Genomic DNA, 20,504 nt, shown 5'->3' on the forward strand with positions numbered 1-20,504 from the left:
GTCCTTACCCATGATGGAGCTCCCCTAGACGCTTTTGGCACTGAGTACCCTCAGCAAAACACACTCAGTGCCATGACGCCAGAGCGCCCCTCCGCTGTTCTGTGGAGGGGCGCTCAAAGGACCGGCTGGTCGGTTTTCTTGAGGGAAGTGCGTGCAGGGTCACGCGCCCTCGCGGCGGAGTTTCCTCGCGTCGTACTCCACGCCCAGCTGACGGGCGCGGCCCTCGGACATGTCGAGACTGCTCAGCAGGGCCGGCGTGCAGATGCTGGGGAGCAGATACCGCAGCATCACGGAGACCCGATGGGTCAGGTCATTGCGCTCGCAAAGAATCTGGGACATCGTCTGGATCCCCGCGTACGCGCCCGAGAAGAGCTCGGCCGTGTCCGTCACGTCCACGTGGACGAGGAGTTCTCCCCGCGCCTTCGCGACCGTGAGGATGTCCGACAGCTGGTCGATCCACGCCCGGAACGGGCCCGCCCGGTCGACGCTGACGGCGCCGCTGTCCAGGGTCAGCGCGACGCTGCCGCGCACGAGCGCGTCGTGCTGCAGCCGGTAGGCGAGCAGGAAGGCCTGGTCCGCGAGTTCCTGGAGCTTGATGGGCTGCGGGGTCAGCGGCTCGTCCAGCATCTGGGCGTCGAGCACACCGAGGGCGAGGTCTTCCTTGGACGCAAAGTGGAAGTACAGCGCTCCCTTGGTCACCCCGGCGCGCACCAGGATCTCTCCGATGGTCGTCCGCTCGTAGCCGCGCTCCGCGAAGACGCTCGCGGCCGATTCCAGGATCGCCCGCCGGGTCTTGATTGCACGCGCTTGCTGCGCCAAGGCGCCTCCTGCTGTATCGCTGTCTGTGTTCGACGTGTGACGTGAAGCATTGAAAAGAAAACCGGGCTGTACGTATTCTAGGCCGGGCGGAGAAGCCGCCCTGGGGCCGCGGGGACGCGAGGGGGATCCATGGATCAGAGCTGCCGAGGGGGGACGGGACACGTCCCCGGGGAGTTCGTTCACCGCGAGAATCCCGCGGACATCATCCCCACGGGTTGGACCCAGTTGACGGAGAACCGGTTCTCCGTCTCCGCCCGCTGGCCTGCCGCGCATCCCTTCTTCTCTCCGGTGGCAGGGGACCGGCACGACCCCGTACTGGTGGCCGAGACGATACGCCAGGCCACCATGCTCGTCGCTCATGCCGAGTTCGGGGTACCCGTCGAGGACCAGTTCGTCATGTGGGGCCTCGGCTACACCGCCGACGCCGAGGCCCTCGCCGTGAGCGGGCTCTCCTCGGACATCGCCGTCGACGTCGTCTTCTCCGACCTCGACAGCCGCCGCGGCAGCCTGCGCAACCTGCGCTCCACCGTGGTGATCACCCGTGACGGCCGGTACCTCGCCACCGGCAGCGCCCTGGCCCGCTCCACCTCGGCCCTCGCGTACTGCAGGATCCGCGGCGAGCGGATGGCCGCGCTCGGCCGGCCGGTTCCGCTGATCCCGGGCGTGGCCCCGCACCTGGTCGGCCGCGAGCGCGCCGAGGACGTCGTCCTCGCGCCGGGCGCCCGGCCCGGACAGTGGCAGGTGCGGATCAACACCGGACACCCCACGCTGTTCCGGCGCCCGAACGACCACATCCCGGGGATGATGCTCCTCGAAGCCGCCCGGCAGGCGGCGACGATGGCGGTCGGGAGCGCGGCGTTCCTGCCGACCGTCATGGACGTGAGCTTCTCGCGCTACGCCGAGCTCGACAGCCCCTGCTGGGTCGAGGCCGAGACCGTGCCCACCTCGGACCCGTCGGTGACGGCCGTCCGGATCACCGGTCGGCAGGACGACGAGCCCGTGTTCCTCTGCACGCTCACCTCCCCGCTCCGGGACCTGGCGGTGGCCGCGACCGGCCTCGGCACCCGCCTGGTGGGCTGAACCGAAAGAAAGTGGGACCGACATGTCCGATCTGACCGGCAGGACCGCGATCGTCACGGGGGCGAGCCGCGGCATCGGAAGGGGCATCGCCGAGAGGCTGAGCAGGGACGGGGCCCTGGTGGCCGTGCACTACGGCAGCGACGAGGCCGCCGCCCGCGAGACGGTGAAGACCATCGAGGAGGCGGGCGGCCGGGCCTTTCCGGTACGCGCGGACCTGGAGGCCCCGGACGCCGCCGACACGTTCTACGCCGCCCTGGAAGCGGGTCTCGCGGAGCGGGGCGAGGGCCCCGGGTTCGACATCCTCGTCAACAACGCGGGAGTGAGCGGTGCGGGCGGTCTCGACCAGCTGACCAGCGAGAACTTCGACCGGCTGTTCGCGATCAACGTCAAGGCCCCGCTCTTCCTCGTCAAGCGGGGTCTGGGCCGGCTGCGCGACGGCGGCCGGATCGTCAACATCTCCTCGGCGGCGACGAGGGTCGCCTTCCCCGAGTCCCTCACCTACTCGATGACGAAGGGGGCCCTCGACACGATGACCCTCGCCCTCGCCAAGGAGCTGGGGCCGAGGGGGATCACGGTCAACACGGTGGCCCCCGGCTTCGTCGCGACGGACATGAACGCGCGGCGGCGCACGACCCCGGAGGCGAGGGCGACCCTCGCCGCCTACTCGGTCTTCAACCGGATCGGTACGCCGGCCGACATCGCGGACGTGGTCGGCTTCCTCGTCTCCGACGACGCGCGCTGGGTCACCGGCCAGTACGTGGACGCCACGGGCGGCACCGGGCTCTGACCCGCCGCCCGGCGTCCCCCGCGCCAGGGGGCCGGGCCGTCCGGACCCTCAGCCGGCCGTCCGGACCTTCAGCCCACCCGGACGTGGGCGCGGTCCTCCAGGGCCGTGCTGCCCGCCGGTTCCAGGGCGGCGAGCGACTCGGGGCCCGTCAGCAACGGCAGCAGCGTCCGCCACAGACCGGTGACGGTCCTGGGCGACAGCCATTCGCCGTTGTCCCGGCAGAGGGCCTCCAGGCCGATCGTGGCGGCCACGATCGTCCGGGCGAGGTCCTGACGCGCGAATCCGGCGTGGAGCAGGCCCTCGTCGGCGGCCTCCGCGAGCCGCTGCTGTACGCAGGTCTGCCATTCCTGGCGCAGGTTCAGCTCCGTACCGCCGTCGTGGGAGCAGCTGAGCCGGAAGCCGGCGCGGACGACGACGTCCTCGCGGAGCAGCCGGGCCAGCGCGTGCGAGGTGTCGGCGAGGTTCTGCAGGGCGTTCGACCCCTGCCGGTACACGATCCGGGCGGTCCGGCGCAGTGCGGTGGACGCCGCGCACTCGACGGCCGCGGCGACCGCCGCCTTGTTCTCGAAGTGGAAGTGGAGAGCCCCGGGGCTCACGCCCGCTCCCGCGCTGATCGCGGACAGCTTGGCCAGGGTGTAGCCGTTCCGGTCGAACTCCCCGGCCGCCGACCTGATCAGCGCGTCGCGGGTCCGTGCGGACCGCTCTTGTTTGGTCACCGATGGCTCCGTACCGGCCCGACGACAGTAAACCGACTGCTCGGTATTGTACGAGCTCTTTGTGCCGTGCTGGGGTGCTTTGGCGAGGTCGGCGAACCGGTTGGCGATATCGGCGAACCGGGCGGAACCGCCGTCGTGGACGGGGCAGTGCCACCACCGCGCCCGCGAGCGGCACCACGTTCCTGACGGCGAACTCGCCGACCGGCGCGAGCAGCGGCGGGTTGGAGCGGGCGAAGGCGACCGACGGGGTCAGGAGGCCGTGCCGTACCGGGCGAGCAGTCGGGTTCGACGGGACGGCTGGAGGTTCGCGCGGGTCACGTCCCCGTCGTAGTGGGCGAGGACCCTGGGGTCCATGACGCGGCGCCAGAGCGGCGGGACGTACGCGAGGACGATCATCCCCGCGTACCCCGTCGGCATCTCGGGGGCCTCGTCGAAGTGGCGCAGCGACTGGTAGCGCCGGGTGGGATGGGCGTGGTGGTCGCTGTGCCGCTGGAGGTGGTAGAGGAAGACGTTCGAGGCGACGTTGTCGCTGTTCCAGCTGTGGCGCGGGGCGCACCGCTCGTACCGCCCGCTCGCGGTGCGCTCCCGTTTGAGGCCGTAGTGCTCGGTGTAGTTGATGACTTCGAGCAGGCAGAAGCCGAAGACCGCCTGGACCGCGAGGTACGGCAGGACCCCCGGCCCGAAGGCGAGCGCGAGCCCGGTGAAGAGCGCGAACGACAGCGCCCAGGAGCCGAGGACCGTGTTGCGCGGGCTCCACACGGACCGGCCCCGGCGGGCGAGCCGGCGCTTCTCCAGCCGCCAGGCCGAGGCGAGGCTGCCGAGGACGGTCCGGGGCAGGAAGCGCCAGAAGCTCTCGCCGAGCCGGGCGCTCGCCGGGTCCTCCGGGGTGGCGACGCGGATGTGGTGGCCGTGGTTGTGCTCGACGTAGAAGTGGCCGTACCAGGTCTGGGCGAGCGCGATCCGGGAGAGCCGGCGCTCCAGGGCCTCCGTCTTGTGCCCCAGTTCGTGGGCGGTGTTGATGGCGATGCCGGCGACCCCGCCGAGGGTGAGCGTCAGCCCGATCCTGTCCGCGAGGGCGAGGTCGCCCCGGGTGATCAGCCAGCAGCCGAGGACGAGGCCGGCGTACTGGAGGGGGAGGTAGAGGTAGGTGCACCACCGGTAGTGGCGGTCCTGTTCCAGGTGGGCGATCGCGCTCTCCGGAGGGTTGGCGGAGTCCTTGCCGATGAGGTGGTCGACGACCGGGAAGATCACGTACAGGACGAGGATCCCGGTCCACCAGAAGACCCGGAGCCCGGTGGCGGTCACCAGTCCCCAGGAGAGGAAGGGGAAGGCCGGGATGAGCAGGCCGAGCAGCCAGAGCCATCGCTTGGGGTCGCGCCAGGCGGCGGGGGCTTCGGGGGCGTCACTGTGCAGGGTCAAGACCGGCTCCTCGGAGAGGTGGACACTTCGCTTGCCTACTGTCCAGTTGATAGACGGATCGACAGTGGAACGTCAATGCACTGGACAGTGCCCGGTGGATAAAGTGGGGGCACGATGACACGTTTCCGCGAGAGTGTTCGGTCCCTCCTGCGCGAGCAGGTGCTCGACGCCGCCTACCGGCTCGTCGCCGCCGACGGCTGGGGCGTGCTGCGCATGACCGCCATCGCGCGCGCCGCCGGCATCAGCCGCCAGACGCTCTACAACGAATTCGGCTCCAAGGAGGCCATCGGCAACGCCCTGGTCCAGCGCGAGCTGGAGGGCTTCCTCGTCGGAATCCAGCGTGAACTCGACGCCCACCGGGGCGAGTTGGAGGCGGCAGCGGCGGCGGGCGTCGGCTACACGCTCCAGCAGGCCGTGGACAACCCCCTCATCAAGAGCGTCCTGCTCGCGGCGCGCGGCGGCGAGGACGATCTCCTCGCCTACCTCACGACCCGCCCGGAACCGGTCTTCGGCACGGCGATGGCGATGCTCGACGCGTACGCGGTCGAGGCCTGGCCCGACGTCGACGAGGAGTCCCGCGGACTGGCCGTCGAGACGATCGTGCGGCTCACCGTCAGCCACATCGTCCAGCCGGTGGCCTCGCCGGAGGAGTCGGCCCGGCGCATCGCCAGGATCACTGCACGGATCGCGTACCCGGGCGGCCGCGCCTGAGGCGGTCCCGCGTCCCCCGGTCGGGAAAGGGGCGAGGCCCGCTGTCGGACACGGGGGATCTCCGGCAGCGAGCCTCTGTTGAACATTGTACGAGATCGTCGAGGGTGCTCCGCACGCCCGGCGGCGGTGGCGAAGGACGGGCCGGCGGGGTACACCTCCCCTGAGGCGCGGAAACGGCCACCCGGGGCCGGATACCCCGACCGCGTCGCCGGTGACGACGAGGAGGTCGCCGTGGAAGGCAGAAGCAAAGGGTTCGTGCGGTCCTTCAACCGGCTCGGCGGGTACGGCTTCGTCGTCCCCGTGGGCTCCGAGGAGCAGGTGTACTTCAGCGCCGAGGACATCGAGGCCGCGGAGCGGACGGTCTCCGAAGGGCAGCAGGTCTCCTTCGTCCTGGTCCTCGGTGAGGGCCGCTTCGAGGCGAAGCAACTGCGCCTCTGACACCGGCGGGGCCCGGCGCGGGGCCGGACCGGTGGTGCGGCGCCGGGGCCGGCCGGTGGTGGGTGCCGGGGTCGGCCGGTGTGCGGCGCAGGGGACTGGCCGGTGGTGTGGTGCCGGGGTCGGTCGGTGGTGCCGCACCGGGGTCGGTCGCCCCTTCGCGTGCACCTGGACGGGTACGCGCGCGGCTCCGCTTCCTGGGTACGGTGGGCGCATGTCCACACCCGGGCCCGCGCCCACCGACCCCGCAGCCCTCGCCCGCCCGCACGAGCGGACCCCGGGGGCGCGCGAACTCGCGGCGGCGGCCGAGGTGTTCGGCCTGCTCTCCGACCCGACCCGGCTCCATCTGGTGTGGCTGCTCACCCGGGGCGAGGCCGACGTCGGCGCCCTGACCGAGGCGTGCGGGGCCGCGCGCCCCGCCGTCAGCCAGCACCTCGCCAAACTGCGCCTCGGCGGACTCGTCACGACCCGCAAGGAAGGCCGCCGGGTGGTGTACGCCATGCCGGACGGACACCTGAAGCGGCTGGTCGTCGAGGCGATCAGCCGCGCCGACCACCAGGTGACCGGGGAGCCCTGGCACGACTGAGGCCGGCCGGAAGCCTGCGTGAACATGTGCGCACTCGTGCACGCATCGGTTACGGTGGAGGCCTCAGCCGTCCGCCGTGGCCGACCGGGGGCTTCCCCATGCTGTCCGTCCTCCGCAACCGCACCTACCGGCGCCTCTTCGCCGCGCAGGTCGTCGCCCTCACGGGCACCGGCCTGGCGACCGTGGCCCTGAGCCTCCTCGCGTACGACCTGGCCGGAGCGGACGCCGGCGTCGTGCTCGGCACCGCCCTCGCCCTCAAGATGGCCGCGTACGTGGCGATCGCCCCGCTCGCCGGCGCGCTCGCCGACCGGGTGCCCCGGCGCGCACTGCTCGTCTCGACGGACCTGGCGCGGGCGACGGTCGTGCTCGCCCTGCCGTTCGTCGGCCGGGTGTGGCAGGTGTACCTCCTGATCCTCCTGCTCCAGGCCGCGTCCGCCGCCTTCACCCCCGCCTTCCAGGCGACGATCCCGCAGGTGCTGCCCGAGGAGCGCGACTACACCGGGGCGCTCTCCCTCTCCCGCCTCGCCTACGACCTGGAGAGCCTGGTCAGCCCCGTGCTCGCCGCCGCGCTGCTCACCCTCGTCCCGTACTCCTGGCTCTTCGCCGGCACCGCCGCCGGGTTCCTCGCCTCCGCGCTCCTCGTCCGGACCACCACCCTGCCCCCGCCGCCCGGCCCCGGAGCCGCCCGGACCGGCGGACGCCTGTACGCCAAAGTGGCCTTCGGCGTCCGGCTCCTCCTCGCCACCCCGCGGCTGCGCGCCCTCCTCGCCCTCGACCTCGCCGTCGCGGCCGCCGGCGCCGTGGTCCTCGTCGACACCGTGCTCCTGGTCCGCGACACCCTCGGCCGCCCCGCCGGCGACGTCCCGATCGCCCTCGGCGCCTACGGGGCGGGATCCATGGCCGTGGCGCTGCTGCTGCCGCGCGTCCTGGACCGGGCGGACGACCGCGCCGTCATGGTCCGGGCGGCCTTCGTCCTGCCCGGCGCCCTCGTGCTCCTCGCCCTCGGCCTCACCGCCGCCCCGGGCCCCTGGTCCTGGCCCGCCCTGCTCGCGGTCTGGCTGGTGGCCGGCGCGGCCGGCTCGGCGGTCCTCACCCCCGGCGGCCGAGTGGTGCGCCGCTCGGCCGCCGGGGGCGACCTGCCGGCCGCCTTCGCGGCCCGGTTCTCCCTCTCGCACGCCTGCTGGCTGCTCGCCTACCCGCTCGCCGGCTGGCTCGCCGCCCGGGCGGGACCCGCCGTCTCGGCGGCCGTGCTCGCCGCCCTCGCCCTCCTCGGGGCCGTGGGCGCCGCCCGCCTCTGGCCCCGGGAGGACCCGGCCGAGCTGGAGCACGTCCACCCCGAACTCCCGGCCGGCCACCCGCACCTGGCCGGATCCGGCGCCCACCACGCGCACGCGTTCCACATCGACGCGCTGCACCGGCGGTGGCCGGCCGCGCCGGGCCGATAGGCGAGCGCGGCTCCCGGACGGCGCGACCGGACGGTTCCCCTCTGCCCCACATGGATGCCTCTCGTCCCGATCATGGAGTGTTCGGCCGGATCGGAGCGGTTCCTCCCGACATAGTGCGGGGCATGAGACCCACCCCCACCCGGAGCCGGTCCCGCAGGGCCCTCCTCTGTGCCGCGCTCCTCGCCCTCACCGTCCAGACCGCCGCCGCCCCGGCACTCGCCTCGCGCCCCGGGGGCCCCGGGGGACACGGGGGGAGGGACTGCGTGCGGACCGAGCGGCCCCTCGACGGCACGGCCCGCCGGATCCTGGACATCACCCGCAAGGCCAAGAGCGACCTCAGGCTCAAGTCCGTCGAGCTGCGCGTCACCGTCGACGGACGCGAGGTCCTCACCGACGCCCTCGGCGAATCCATGACCGGCGTCCCCGCCGAGCCGGACATGCACTTCCGGGCCGGCTCCGTGGCCTTCGCCCACATCGGCACGGCCCTCCTCCGCCTGGTCGAGGAAGGCAGGGTCGACCTCGACGACACGGTCGAGCAGTGGCTGCCCGACGTGCCCGAGGCGGACCGGATCACCCTGCGGATGCTGGCCGCCAACACCACCGGCCTCCACGACTACGTGACCGACCCGGCCTTCGGCGCCGAGCTGGAGGCGCACCCCTTCCGCCAGTGGACCCCGGCACAGCTCCTCGCCTACCCCTACCGGCACTCCTTCTGGTACGAGCCGGGCACCAGCTGGAGCTACTCCCACGCCAACTACCTCCTGCTCGTCGCCGCACTCGAGAAGATCACCGGCACCCGGATCGACAGGCTGGTCGGGGAGTACGTCACCGGGCCCCTCGGAATGCGGAACACCCGGAACGGCTTCACCCCCGACATCCCGCGCCCGGTCCTGCACGCCTTCACCTCGGACCGCGGCTTCTACGAGGAGTCCACCTTCTGGAACCCCTCGTGGACCACCGCGCCGGGCGCGGTCATCACCACCCACGTCTGCGACCTCGCCACCTCGGCGCGGGCGATCGGCAGCGGCGAACTCCTCTCGTACCGCTCGTACCGCACGCTGCTGAACCCGGGGACGGTCGGCCTCGGCGGGGGGACGGCCAGGTGCCCCGCCTCGATCTGCCTGAAGCAGACCGAGGCCAAGCACTTCGGCCTCGGCGTCATCGTCGTCAACGGGTGGGTGCTGCAGAACCCGTCGTTCTCCGGGTACGCGGCGATCCAGGCGTACCTCCCGTCGAAGCGGCTCGCCATCGCGGTCTCCGCGACGAAGACCCCGACGACCCCCGACGGCAACCAGGCCGAGGCGGTCGCCCGGCGCATCGCGGCCGCGCTCGCCCCGGACGACCCGCTCGCCGTCTCCTGACCCTCCGGCACGGGCCGCCGCGCCGGGCGTGTCGGGTTCCCGTGAGGCGTCGGGCAGGTGGTTACGTGGCCGGACACCGAACCCCCCGGGCCACCGTGATCCGGTGGCCCGGGCCGGCACCCCCGGAGGAGAACGCCATGCGGATCCACGTCACCAGTGTCTTCGTCGACGACCAGGACAAGGCACTCCGCTTCTACACCGAGAAGCTGGGCTTCGTGAAGAAGACGGAGGTCCCCCTGGGCGACTACCGCTGGCTGACCGTCGTCTCCCCGGAGGCCCCCGAGGGCACGGAACTGCTCCTGGAGCCCGACGCGCACCCGGCCGCCAAGGCGTACGCGAGGGCCCTGGTCCAGGACGGCATCCCGGCCACCTCCTTCGCCGTCGACGACGTCCGCGCGGAGCACGAGCGGCTGAGCGCCCTCGGGGTCTACTTCACCCAGGAGCCGACGGAGGCGGGACCGGTCGTCGTCGCGGTCCTCGACGACACCTGCGGCAACCTCATCCAGATCGTCCAACTCCCCGACACGGAAGGTCAGTAGACGTCCCGGACGTAGCGCTTGTCCGCGGCGAGCCGTCTGACGTAGGCGGCGGCCTCGTCGGCGTCCATGCCGCCGTGGGCGGCGACGACGTCCCTGAGGGCCCGGTCGACGTCCTTGGCCATGCGCTCCGCGTCGCCGCACACGTAGAAGTGGGCGCCGTCCCGGAGCCACTGCCACAGGCGGGCGCCGTTCTCCCGCATCCGGTCCTGGACGTACACCTTGTTCCGCTGGTCGCGCGAGAAGGCGAGGTCCAGGCGGTCGAGGTGGCCGGAGTCCAGGTACGCCTCCAGCTCCCGGCGGTGGTAGAAGTCCGTGGCCTCGCGCTGTTCGCCGAAGAACAGCCAGTTCGGGGCGGTGTGGCCACGGGCCAGCCGGTCCTGGAGGAAGCCGATGAACGGGGCCACGCCCGTGCCGGGGCCGACCATGACCATGGGCGTCGAGGGGTCGGCGGGCGGCCGGAAGCCCGGCGAGCGCCGCACGAACACCTGCACGGGCCCGTCGTCGGCGCAGTCGGCCAGATACGTCGAGCACACCCCCCTGCGGTCCCGGCCGAGGTCGTTCGTGTAGCGGACCACGGAGACGGTGAGCCGCACCTCGCCCGGGTGCGCGAGGGGGCTGGAGGAGATCGAGTACAGGCGGGGCCGCAGGCGCCCGAGCGCGGCGGCCCACTCCGCGGCGGAGGCCCGGACGGGGAACGCGGCGACGACGTCGGCGGCCTGCCGGCCCCAACTCCATTTCGCGAGCGCCTCCTTGTTGTCCGGGCGCAGCAGCCGCTTCAGCTCCTGGCTGCCGGTGCGCGCCGCCAGGAACCGCAGCAGCCCGGTGGTGATGCGGGAGATGTCCAGACGGGTGCGCAGGGCCTCCCCGAAGGGGAGCGGCGTCCCGTCCCCGAGGTCCACGGGCCCGGTGGGGTCGAGGCCGGTGAGGGCCAGCCATTCGGCCACGAGCCCGGCGCCGTTGACCGGCCACACGCCGAGGGCGTCGCCCGCTTCGTAGGCGAGCTCGCCGTCCCGGGTGTCGAAGGCGAACTCCCGCACCTCCTTCTGCGAACCGGGCAGGCTCAGCAGCCTGTTGCCGATGAGGAGGGTGGCGAAGGGCGAGGCCTTGGTGGGGACCGGCGGCGACGTGGTGAGCGCGGTGGCGGTGGCGCCGGCCGGCCCTCCTCCGGCCGCGTCCAGGGCCGAGGCGACCTGGCCGAGCCACTTCTCCGCCGCCTCCTCGAAGTCGGGTTCACAGTCCGTACGGGGGACCAGGCGGGTGCCGCCGAGCGCGGCGAGCCGTTCGTCGACGCGCCGGCCGTGGCCGCAGAAGTCGTCGTAGGCGGTGTCGCCGAAGGCGAGCACCGCGTACCGGACGCCCTCCAGGGGAGCGGCGTCCGGGGCGGACAGCGCCTCCCAGAAGCCGGCGCCGTTGTCGGGGGCGTCCCCGTCGCCGAAGGTGCTGGTGACGACGAGGAGGTCGGTGCCGGGGCCGACGCGGGCCGGTTCGACGTCCGTCATGGGGAGCAGCTCGGGGACCCGGCCGGCCGCGGCCAGGCGCGCGGCGGCGGTGGCGGCGAACTCCTCGGCGGTGCCGGTCTGCGAGGCCCACAGGATCAGCAGCCGGCGACCGGGGGCCTCCGGCTCTCCGGGGGGAGCCGCCGTGGGCGCGGTCGTCCGGGAGAACGTGCCGGCGAGCACCCCGTTGACCCAGGCGGCGGGATCCGGGGCGAACGGCGCGTCGGGGGGCAGCACCGGGACGCGCCCGTCGGGCGGAGCGAGGGCGAGTCCCGACAGGTAGCCGGCGAGGTAGCGGCGCTCCGGTCCGGCGAGCGGCACGGGGGCGAGGTCGTCGATCCCGAACAGCGCGGCGAGCGCGGGAACGGGGTCCGCGGCGGCGACGGGCGCGGGTCCGGTCCCCGCGGCGGGGACCTCCGCCGTCACGGGCCCGCTCGTCCTGGTCAGGGCGACCGCGCAGGCCTTGAATCCGGGCTGGAAGGAGACGGGGTCGACGGCGTCGTGGGTGACGGCGTTGATGCTGACGTACTCCCCGAACAGGTCGTTCCAGTGGAAGGGAGCGAAGCAGGTCCCCGGCAGGACCCGGTCGGTGACCACGGCGGGCAGGACGGCGCGCCCGCGGCGGGAGGCGATCTCCACGTGGTCGCCCTCCGCGATGCCGAGGCTCCCGGCGTCCTCGGGGTGGACCTCGACGAACGGGCCCGGGTGGAGCCCGGCGAGCTTCGGGACCTTGCCGGTCCTCGTCATGGTGTGCCACTGGTGCGGGAGGCGGCCCGTGTTCAGGACGAAAGGGTAGTCGTCGTCCGGGAGTTCGGCGGTCGGCAGGTGCGGGCGGGCGAAGAAGCGGGCGCGTCCGCTCGCGGTCGGGAAGGCCAGCCGGGGGCGGGTGCCGTCGGCGCGCTCCAGGAGGGTCTGGCTGACGCCGTCGTTGAGGTAGCGGATCGGGTTGCGGTCCGGCCCGTCGGCCGTCGGGGCCGGCCACTGGACCGGTGCGGCGCGCAGCCGCTCGTACGTGACGCCCCGCAGGTCCCAGCCGGTCGCGGGGTTCCACGCCCGCTTGAGCTCCTCGAAGACCTCCTCGGCACAGGAGTACGCGAAGGCGTCGGCGAACCCCATGGCGCGGGCGACCCGGGCGATCAGCTCCCAGTCGGGCAGCGCCTGGCCCGGCGGGTCGACCACGCCCTGGACGAGGGTGAGGTTCCGCTCGGAGTTGACCTGGACGCCGTCGGACTCCGCCCACAGCGTCGCCGGCAGGACGACGTCGGCGTACGCGTTCGTCTCCGTCTCGGCGAACACGTCCTGCGCGACGACGAGCTCGGCGGCCTCCAGACCGGCGATGACCGTCTTCCGGTTGGCGACGGAGGCGACCGGGTTGGTGCAGATGATCCAGCAGGCCTTGATCTCGCCCGCGGCCATCCGCTCGAACATGTCGACCGTGCCGCTCCCGGCCTCGGTGCGCAGCGAGCCCTCCGGGACGTCCCACAGCCGCTCGACGAAGGCGCGCTCCTCGTCGACGAGCACCGAGCGCTGCCCGGGCAGGCCGGGGCCCATGTAACCCATCTCGCGGCCGCCCATGGCATTGGGCTGGCCGGTCAGCGAGAAGGGGCCCGCCCCGGGACGGCAGATCGCGCCGGTGGCGAGGTGCAGGTTCACCAGGGCGTTGGTGTTCCAGGTGCCGTGGACGGACTGGTTCAGGCCCATCGTCCAGCAGCTCGTCCAGGCGCCGGCCTCCCCGATCCACCGGGCGGTCCGCCGGATGTCCTCCTCGGCGAGACCGGTGATCTCCGCGACGCGCGCGGGCGGGTAGTCGCCGAGCAGTCCGGGCATCTCCTCCCAGCCCTCGGTGAACTCGGCGATGAACTCCCCGTCCGTGTGGCCGTCCTCGACGAGCAGGTGCAGCAGGCCGTTGAGGAGGGCCAGGTCGGTGCCGGGCCTGATCGGCAGGTGGAGGTCCGCCTTGTCGGCGGTGGCGCTGCGGCGCGGATCGACGACGATCAGCTTGGCGCCGGCCTTGACCCGCTCCGTCATCCGCAGGAACAGGACCGGGTGGCAGTCCGCCATGTTGGAGCCGATCACGAGGAACACGTCCGCGTGGTCGAAGTCCTGGTACGAGCCGGGCGGGCCGTCCGCGCCCAGCGACAGCTTGTAGCCGGACCCGGCGGAGGCCATGCAGAGCCGGGAGTTCGACTCGATCCTGCTGGTGCGGACGAAGCCCTTCGCCAGCTTGTTCGCCAGGTACTGCGCCTCCAGGGACATCTGCCCCGACACGTAGAGGGCCAGCGCGTCCGGCCCGTGCTCGTCCACGACCGCCCTCAGCCGGGCGGCGACCGACGCGATCGCCTCCTCGACGTCCGTCTCGACGGGCTGCGCGCCCCGCTCGGCACGGACCAGCGCCCTCGTCGCCCGCCCGGGCGCCGCCAGCATGTCCGCGCTCGTCGCCCCCTTGGTGCACAGACGGCCGGCGTTGGCGGGGTGCTCCCTGTCCCCGGACGCCTTCACCGCGCGGCGGCGTCCGGTGTCGGGGTCCCGCCGCACGTCCAGGACGATCCCGCAGCCGACCCCGCAGTAGGAGCAGACGGTGCGGACGCTGCCGTCGCTCACGCCGGCGTTCGAGCCAGATCCCACCGAAACCCCACCTCACGGTGTGCGTGCCGTCCAGAGCCGTGGCCGCGCCGCCCCGGCGGAACGGCCCCACGACCAGCACCGTAGGAAGATCGAATTTCGGTCCGGCACACCTCAGGAGCACGGGGGGGTTACGCCCCTCGCACGCGCCGGCCCGGCCGGGTGTGAGATCGCGCGGCGGTTCAGCCGACGTGGACGCGGGGGCGGCGGTCCCGGTCGGGCTCCGCCTCGCGCAGCACCTCGCGGGTGGTGGGGGCGACCTCGCCCCGGCCGAGGAGGAAGAAGCGGAAGAAGTTGGCGAAGGGGTTGCCCTCGGTCCACTCGAAGTAGACGTGGGGGCGGACGCCGGTCAGGTCGCGGGCGTGGAGGAGGAGGGCGGCCAGCGCGTTGGGGACGGAGGAGGACTCGACGGTGAGGACGCGGTAGCGCTCGTGCATGACCTCGCCGCGCACGGTCAGGCCCGCCTCGAACTCGGAGGGGTCGGTGACGGTCACCTCGACGAAGACGAAGTCCTCGGTGGTCGGCAGGTCGTTGTCCGCGCGGATCTGCTCGATCTTGTCGCGGTACTCGGCGACGTCCCGCTTGTCCGGTTCGTTCGCGATGAAGCGCGGGGCGCGGCGGGAGATGTCGTGGATGAAGCGTTCGGCCATCTCGTCGAGCTCGATGTGGGTGACGCGCAGCTCGAAGGCGCGGCCGAGGCGGGAGAGGAGCGAGATGAGGATGATGCCGGCGATGAAGCAGGCGCCGATCTTCACGCCGTCGGGGCGCTCGATGACGTTGACGACGGTGGTGTAGAGGAAGACCGCGGAGATGACGCCGAAGCCGATCGTCCAGCCCTTCTGTCCGGCCTTGCGCGCGGCGATGGTCACCGCGATGGCTGCCGAGCAGATCAGGACGAGCACACCGGTGGCGTACGCGCCGCCCTGGGCGTCGACGTCGGCGTCGAAGATCCACGTCACCAGGAAGGCGACCAGGGTGAAGACGATGACCATGGGGCGCACGGCGCGGGCCCAGTGCGGGGCCATGCCGTACTTCGGCAGGTAGCGGGGCATCAGGTTGAGCAGTCCGGCCATGGCGGAGGCGCCCGCGAACCAGAGGATCGCGATCGTGGAGACGTCGTAGACCGTGCCGAAGGTGTTGCCGAGGTACTCGTGGGCGAGGTAGGCGAGCGCGCGGCCGTTGGCGTCGCCGCCCGACTCGAACTCCTCGTGCGGGATCAGGACCGTGGTGATGAAGCTCGTGCAGATCAGGAAGACGCTCATGATCAGCGCGGCCGTGGTGAGCAGCTTCTTCGTCCCCCGGATGCGTCCCGCGGGGTTCTCCTCGGTGTCGTCCGGATCGCCCTGGACGTGCGGCATGACCGCCACGCCGGTCTCGAAGCCGGACAGGCCGAGCGCGAGCTTCGGGAAGACGAGCAGGGCGACGCCGACCATGGCGAAGACGTTCCCGTGCTCCGTGGTCAGCGCCGCGGACCAGTCGGTGACGACGTGGCCCTCGGTGACGACGTGCCAGAGGCCGGCGACCACGACGACCGCGTTCAGGGCCAGATAGAGCCCGACCAGGGCCACGGCGACGCCGATGGCCTCCAGGAAGCCCTTGAGGAACACCGCGCCCAGCAGGGCGATCAGCACGAGCGTGATGATCATCTGCTTGTCGTGCAGCGCCTCTTCGAGATGGGGGTTCTCGACGAGGTGGGTGGAGGCGTCGGCGGCCGACAGGGTGATGGTGATGAGGAAGTCCGTCGCGGCGAAGCCGAGGAGGGTGAGGACGAAGAGCTTCCCCTTCCAGAAGGACAGCAGCCGCGACAGCATCGCGATCGAGCCCTCGCCGCGCGGGCTCTCCTCCGCCACCCGCCGGTAGACCGGCAGCGCGCCCGCCAGGGTGACGATCACCAGCACGATCGTCGCGACGGGGGAGAGCAGCCCGGCGGCCAGGGCGGCGATGCCCGGCTGGTAGCCGAGGGTCGAGAAGTAGTCGACACCGGTCAGGCACATCACCCGCCACCAGCGCTGTCCCGCGTGCCCGGCGTCCGGCGCCGCCTCCGCGGGCCGGGAGGGCTTGCCCTTCCCCATGTCGGAGAGGCCCTCCAGCATCCACGCGCGCAATCGTCCGGTGCGGGCGTCCTTCGTGGTGGCCATCGGGTGTCCCTGGGGTGTTGGCGGGTGTCGACACGTCGTCGACCCGGCTGTCGACTTTCGGCCGTCGGAGGGACGGCCGGGCAAGCCTAAGCAGCCCACGGGCCCCGGATCCGGGGTCGTGCGTCAGGGAACCGTCAAGATCCCCCTCCCGGGCGTCGTCCTCGTCACACCGGCGCGGTGCGTCACCGGCCGGGTCCGCTCAGCGACTGCCGAAGGCCTGCGTCCAGTAGGGGCCCCCGGAGGTGTGGAGGCCGATGCCGATCTCCTTGAAGCCGCAGTTCAGGATGTTCGCCCGGTGGCCGGGGCTGTTCATCCAGGAGTCCATCACCTGGGCCGCGGTGGTCTGGCCCTTCGCGATGTTCTCGCCGTACGACGACCACGCGTATCCGGCCGCGGTGATGCGCTCGCCGGGGCCGTCGCCGTCGGGGTTGGTGTGGTCGAAGAAGTTCCGCGCGGCCATGTCGTCGGAGTGCCCCTGGGCCGCCTCGGTCAGCAGGGGGTGCTCGGTCAGCGGCCCGCAGCCCGCCTTGGCGCGCTCCGCGTTGACCAGACTGATCACCTGCTCCTCGGTGGAACCGGAACCGGAACCGGAACCGGAACCGGCTGTCGTGCGCGTGCCGGTGGGGCTGGGCGCCGGCGCGGGCGCGGTCGTGCGCGTCGGCCGGGGCGGCGCCGGCGGCGAGGTGCGGGAGGCGGCCGGCGTGGGCCGCGAGGGCTTCGGGGTCGTGCGGGGGGTCTTCGAGGCCGACGGCGAAGGAGTGGCCGAGGGGGAGGGGGAGGTGGTGGTCGGGGTGGCGGTCGGCTCCTGCGAGGTGGGCAGGCCGGCACCGGTCGTCGCGGCGAGGGTCGCGCCCCCGGCCTCCGTGCCCTCCTCGGGGCCGGTGGTCAGGGTGAACGCGCCGCCGGTGACCGCCACCACGGCTATGCCCGCCGCGATGACGGCGCGCCTGCGGCCCCGCTGCTGCCGGCGCCGACGACGGGCGGCGCGGCCGCTCCGGGAACCGCGCCCCGCGCCCCCTCCACCGGGCCCGGCTCCCGTCCCGGCCGAGGAACCGTGCGGCGGCGCGGCGAGCGGACCGGCGTCCGGCGCGGCGAGCGGGTCCGGGGCCGGGGTTCCGAACGGGTCCGGGGCGCCGAGCGGGTCCGGGGCCGGGGCGCCGAACGAGGCGATCGGCCGGGTGGTCGCGGCGGCGGTCCCGAAGCCCGCCTGCGCGCGGACGCCCGCGAGGAGCATCGCCGCCGGGGGCACCAGGAGCAGCCCGGCGAGCAGTCCCTCCGCCGGTACGAGCCCGCTCCACAGCCCCGCGCAGTACGCGCACGCGCGGGCGTGCCGGGCGATGCGCTTGCGCCAGAGGGCCGACGGCCGGCCGTCCCAGGCGTCGATCTCGTACCGCAGCGTCGCGCACGGCGGGTTCTGCGACAGGGCCCGTACGACGACCCGCGCGGTCTCCAGGCGCTCCTTCATCCGCTGGACCCGCACCGCGGTGTGCTGCGGGGACAGCTCCAGGGCGGCGGCCACCTCGTGACGGCTCAGCTCTCCGGCGCATTCCAGCCACCACAGGGAGAGCAGGTCCCGGTCCTCCGGCTCCAGCCAGCGGGTCGCCTCGGCGGTCTCGCGCCGCTGGCCGGACAGGTTCAGCCGGACCACGGCCAGCTCCACGAAATCGGCCCCCGGCTGCGCGAGCTCACGGGCGTCGTCGAGACCGCCCGCGGGGAGGCCGGCCTGCTGCTGCCGGTGCCAGTGGCTGCGGACGCCGTTCATGGTGATGGCGACCAGCCAGGACCTGAAGCTGTCCGGGGAGCGCAGGTCGCGGAGGCCGGCGAGGGCCCGCAGCATCGTCTCCTGCACGACGTCGTCTACGTCGTGGTGCCCGTTCATCGCCCGGCCCACGATGTTGTAGACCAGGGGCAGGTGGAGCGCGATGAGCCGGTCCTGCGCCCGCGGGTCCCCGCTCTGTGCCGCCCTGACCAGTTCCGTACCGTGCTGTGCGCCCATGCTCCGAATCACCCTGCCTGTTCCCGCTGTCGTCGACGGCCAACATCTGGGAGATCACGGGGCGGGAGCCCGATAACAGGAATCGACGGAAGAGTTCCGGAATCCTCGACGGCCCGACGGAACCGTACGCCCTTCCGTGCGAGAGGCCGGCACGAGGTCCGGGACTTCGTGGGATCCGCCAATACGGAGTTCCGTCGCGGTCCGGCAAGACTGCCGAGGCACGACTGATCACCAGGGACATGACCGAGCACTGGGGAGGACGGCGATGGGTGCACAGCTGTACGACGAGATCGGTGAGGCGTTCGAGGGGTTCAAGTCCCTGCCGCTGACGAAGTACGGGGAGGTGCCCAGTTTCCTGGGCCTGGTCGGTGACGTACGGGGCAAGTCGGTCCTCGACCTCGCCTCCGGCACCGGCTTCTACAGCAGGGAGTTCAAGCGGCGGGGCGCCTCCGAGGTGCTCGGCATCGACATCTCCGGCGAGATGGTCGCCGCCGCGCGGGCGTTCGAGGAGAGCGATCCGCTGGGCGTGCGCTACGAGGTGGGCGACGTGTCCGAGCTGCGCGACCTCGAGCGGCCCTTCGACATCGCGCTGGGGGTCCAGCTGCTCAACTACGCGCCGGACATCGCCGCCATGGAGCGGATGTGCCGCCATGTGCACCGGAGCCTGAAGCCGGGCGCCGAGTTCTTCGTGCTCGCCCAGAAGCCCGACTACCGTTTCGACGGACCGTCCCTCGCCAAGTACGGCTTCCTCTGCGAGGCGACCGGCGAGGAGATCGAGACGGGACCGCGCGTCCGGATCACGGCGCTGCTCGACCCGCCGATCTCGTTCGTCGGCGCCTGCCCGCGCCGCGAGGTGTACGAGGGGTCCCTGCGGGCGGCCGGCTTCGGCGAGCTGACCTGGGTGCCGCTGGAGGTGTCCGAGGCCGGCGTCCGCGAGTTCGGCGCGGACTTCTGGGCGGACTGCCTCGCCAACCCGCCCTTCGAGCTCCTGCGCTGCCGCGCCTGACGGCCGGACCGGGACCGCCCCGGGAGCCCGAACGGCCCGCACCCGGATGCCCCCGGCGCCGGGAACGGGCAGGCTGGTGCCCCGGACCGGACACGGGACCCGGCGGTCCCGCGATCTCACGGTCGCCCGGTCCCGTGGTCGAGCACGGCAGGGGAGAGGACGGCATGGAAGGGTCAGGCCCCGCAGGAAACCCGGCCGCGCGGCTGCTGGCCCGGCTGGCCCTGCTCGCGGCCGTCGGTTCGCTGGTCGTCCTCCTGCTCGCGATCGGGGACGGCGGCCTCAAGGTGGTCGGGGGCGGGTTCCTCGGCCTCGTCCTCTGCGCCGTCGGCGTCTGGTGGTTCGTCTCGCGCCGCGGGGTCGTGCGCCTCCTCGGGGCGCTCCTCGCGATCGCCGCGCCCATCGGCGTCCTGGTCCTCTTCGTGTACGACGGCCTGTGGCTGATGGCGCTGATCCTGGCCCTGTGCTGGGGCGCGGCCCTGGCCTGCGCGCGGGCGGCTCTGCGCAGGGCGCGACCGAAGCGGTCGATGCGGGCGGTCCCGGCGCTCCCGCCGAAGCGGCCGGTCCTGATCATGAACCCGAAGTCCGGGGGCGGGAAGGTCGAGCGGTTCCGGCTCGTCGAGCGGGCGGAGGCGCTCGGCGCGCGGGTGATCCTGCTCGACCCGTCCGCTCCGGCCGACGTCGCCGAGCTGGCCCGGGGAGCCGTGGCCGAGGGCGCGGACCTGCTCGGCGTCGCGGGCGGCGACGGCACGCAGGCCCTGGTCGCGGCGGTCGCCGCCGAGCACGACCTGCCCTTCCTGGTGGTCTCCGCGGGCACCCGCAATCACTTCGCCATGGACCTGGGCCTCGACCGCTCCGACCCGTCCCGCTGCCTCGACGCGCTGACCGACGGCGAGGAGCTCCGGATCGACCTCGGCGACGTCGCCGGGCGGGCCTTCGTGAACACGGTGTCCTTCGGGGTGTACGCGGACGTCGTCCAGCACCCGGAGTACCGCGACGACAAGGCGGGCACGGCGCTCTCCCTCATGCCGGACCTGCTCGGGGAGGGCGTGCGACGGCTCGACGCCCGGGTCGACGGCACGGTGCTCCCGGCCCAGCAGGCCCTCCTCGTCAGCAACAACCCGTACGTCTCGCCCGACGAGGTCAGCGGCAGCGGCCGCCGGCCCAGCCTCGACGACGGCGAGCTGGGAGTGCTCGGGATCAAGGTGGAGGACGCGGCGCAGGCCGCCGACCTGGCCGTCCGGGGCTCGCAGTCCACGGGGCTGACCGTCCTGACCGCTCACCGCGTCGAGGTGACCTCCGACGCGGAGGAGATCCCCGTGGCGGTCGACGGCGAGGCGCTGCGGATGCC

At 73.0% G+C, this 20,504-nt stretch carries 16 protein-coding genes; 10 read left to right on the forward strand and 6 right to left on the reverse strand.

What is annotated here, in order from left to right; translation table 11 throughout:
• Positions 1 to 159: 159 nt before the first annotated feature.
• Positions 160 to 819, reverse strand: coding sequence for a ScbR family autoregulator-binding transcription factor (locus K7G60_RS34770; protein WP_225804954.1), 660 nt, complete (start codon positions 817 to 819; stop codon positions 160 to 162).
• A 129-nt stretch (positions 820 to 948) separates the two neighbouring features.
• Here K7G60_RS34770 and K7G60_RS34775 point away from each other — a divergent pair, with 129 nt between their 5' ends.
• Positions 949 to 1,899, forward strand: coding sequence for a ScbA/BarX family gamma-butyrolactone biosynthesis protein (locus tag K7G60_RS34775; RefSeq protein ID WP_225804955.1), 951 nt, complete (start codon positions 949 to 951; stop codon positions 1,897 to 1,899).
• Between the two features lie 22 nt (positions 1,900 to 1,921).
• On the forward strand, positions 1,922 to 2,686 hold the full coding sequence (locus tag K7G60_RS34780; protein WP_225804956.1) for an SDR family oxidoreductase: 765 nt from the start codon (positions 1,922 to 1,924) through the stop codon (positions 2,684 to 2,686).
• Between the two features lie 68 nt (positions 2,687 to 2,754).
• Here the strand turns inward: K7G60_RS34780 and K7G60_RS34785 are convergent, their stop codons facing one another.
• Positions 2,755 to 3,402, reverse strand: coding sequence for a ScbR family autoregulator-binding transcription factor (locus K7G60_RS34785; protein ID WP_225804957.1), 648 nt, complete (start codon positions 3,400 to 3,402; stop codon positions 2,755 to 2,757).
• A gap of 249 nt (positions 3,403 to 3,651) precedes the next feature.
• Positions 3,652 to 4,821, reverse strand: coding sequence for an alkane 1-monooxygenase (locus K7G60_RS34790; RefSeq protein ID WP_225804958.1), 1,170 nt, complete (start codon positions 4,819 to 4,821; stop codon positions 3,652 to 3,654).
• 114 nt (positions 4,822 to 4,935) lie between these two features.
• Between K7G60_RS34790 and K7G60_RS34795 the strand changes: the two genes are divergently transcribed.
• From K7G60_RS34795 to K7G60_RS34820, 6 genes are all read left to right on the forward strand, one after another.
• Positions 4,936 to 5,532, forward strand: coding sequence for a TetR/AcrR family transcriptional regulator (locus K7G60_RS34795; RefSeq protein ID WP_225804959.1), 597 nt, complete (start codon positions 4,936 to 4,938; stop codon positions 5,530 to 5,532).
• Between the two features lie 231 nt (positions 5,533 to 5,763).
• Positions 5,764 to 5,970: a cold-shock protein gene (locus K7G60_RS39295; protein ID WP_225804960.1), complete on the forward strand. Its 207-nt coding sequence runs from the start codon at positions 5,764 to 5,766 to the stop codon at positions 5,968 to 5,970.
• A 211-nt stretch (positions 5,971 to 6,181) separates the two neighbouring features.
• On the forward strand, positions 6,182 to 6,553 hold the full coding sequence (locus K7G60_RS34805; protein WP_225804961.1) for a metalloregulator ArsR/SmtB family transcription factor: 372 nt from the start codon (positions 6,182 to 6,184) through the stop codon (positions 6,551 to 6,553).
• 98 nt (positions 6,554 to 6,651) lie between these two features.
• Entirely contained in the window at positions 6,652 to 7,998 is a 1,347-nt protein-coding gene (locus tag K7G60_RS34810) for an MFS transporter (RefSeq protein WP_225804962.1), read from the forward strand.
• A 122-nt stretch (positions 7,999 to 8,120) separates the two neighbouring features.
• Positions 8,121 to 9,359 carry a serine hydrolase gene (locus K7G60_RS34815; protein WP_225804963.1) on the forward strand — a complete coding sequence of 413 codons (1,239 nt, stop codon included), beginning with the start codon at positions 8,121 to 8,123 and terminating at the stop codon, positions 9,357 to 9,359.
• Positions 9,360 to 9,496: 137 nt separating this feature from the next.
• Entirely contained in the window at positions 9,497 to 9,898 is a 402-nt protein-coding gene (locus tag K7G60_RS34820) for a VOC family protein (protein ID WP_225804964.1), read from the forward strand.
• Here K7G60_RS34820 and K7G60_RS34825 read toward each other — a convergent pair.
• From K7G60_RS34825 to K7G60_RS34835, 3 genes are all read right to left on the reverse strand, one after another.
• The gene (locus K7G60_RS34825; protein WP_225804965.1) at positions 9,892 to 14,019 is read right to left on the reverse strand and encodes a bifunctional nitrate reductase/sulfite reductase flavoprotein subunit alpha; all 4,128 of its coding nucleotides are present in this window, start codon (positions 14,017 to 14,019) and stop codon (positions 9,892 to 9,894) included. The two genes, K7G60_RS34820 and K7G60_RS34825, sit on opposite strands and share 7 nt — an antisense overlap.
• 179 nt (positions 14,020 to 14,198) lie before the next feature.
• Positions 14,199 to 16,154: an amino acid transporter gene (locus tag K7G60_RS34830; protein WP_225804966.1), complete on the reverse strand. Its 1,956-nt coding sequence runs from the start codon at positions 16,152 to 16,154 to the stop codon at positions 14,199 to 14,201.
• 199 nt (positions 16,155 to 16,353) lie between these two features.
• The gene (locus K7G60_RS34835; RefSeq protein WP_225804967.1) at positions 16,354 to 18,150 is read right to left on the reverse strand and encodes a sigma-70 family RNA polymerase sigma factor; all 1,797 of its coding nucleotides are present in this window, start codon (positions 18,148 to 18,150) and stop codon (positions 16,354 to 16,356) included.
• Positions 18,151 to 18,415: 265 nt separating this feature from the next.
• Here K7G60_RS34835 and K7G60_RS34840 point away from each other — a divergent pair, with 265 nt between their 5' ends.
• A complete protein-coding gene (locus K7G60_RS34840; RefSeq protein WP_225804968.1) occupies positions 18,416 to 19,156 on the forward strand; it encodes a class I SAM-dependent methyltransferase in 741 nt (246 codons plus the stop codon).
• A gap of 164 nt (positions 19,157 to 19,320) precedes the next feature.
• Positions 19,321 to 20,504: diacylglycerol kinase family protein (locus tag K7G60_RS34845; RefSeq protein WP_225804969.1), on the forward strand; the 1,184-nt coding region annotated here is incomplete at its 3' end.

It is taken from the genome of Streptomyces sp. NK15101 (assembly GCF_020400725.1).
GTDB lineage: Bacteria > Actinomycetota > Actinomycetes > Streptomycetales > Streptomycetaceae > Streptomyces.

Excerpts from the sequence above, each read along its gene's own strand:
- K7G60_RS34810 (WP_225804962.1), top strand. The coding sequence starts at position 6,652 with ATGCTGTCCGTCCTCCGCAACCGCACCTACCGGCGCCTCTTCGCCGCG.
- K7G60_RS34805 (WP_225804961.1), top strand. The coding sequence starts at position 6,182 with ATGTCCACACCCGGGCCCGCGCCCACCGACCCCGCAGCCCTCGCCCGC.
- K7G60_RS34830 (WP_225804966.1), bottom strand. The coding sequence starts at position 16,154 with ATGGCCACCACGAAGGACGCCCGCACCGGACGATTGCGCGCGTGGATG.
- K7G60_RS34835 (WP_225804967.1), bottom strand. The coding sequence starts at position 18,150 with ATGGGCGCACAGCACGGTACGGAACTGGTCAGGGCGGCACAGAGCGGG.
- K7G60_RS34840 (WP_225804968.1), top strand. The coding sequence starts at position 18,416 with ATGGGTGCACAGCTGTACGACGAGATCGGTGAGGCGTTCGAGGGGTTC.
- K7G60_RS34795 (WP_225804959.1), top strand. The coding sequence starts at position 4,936 with ATGACACGTTTCCGCGAGAGTGTTCGGTCCCTCCTGCGCGAGCAGGTG.
- K7G60_RS34820 (WP_225804964.1), top strand. The coding sequence starts at position 9,497 with ATGCGGATCCACGTCACCAGTGTCTTCGTCGACGACCAGGACAAGGCA.
- K7G60_RS34780 (WP_225804956.1), top strand. The coding sequence starts at position 1,922 with ATGTCCGATCTGACCGGCAGGACCGCGATCGTCACGGGGGCGAGCCGC.
- K7G60_RS34775 (WP_225804955.1), top strand. The coding sequence starts at position 949 with ATGGATCAGAGCTGCCGAGGGGGGACGGGACACGTCCCCGGGGAGTTC.
- K7G60_RS34815 (WP_225804963.1), top strand. The coding sequence starts at position 8,121 with ATGAGACCCACCCCCACCCGGAGCCGGTCCCGCAGGGCCCTCCTCTGT.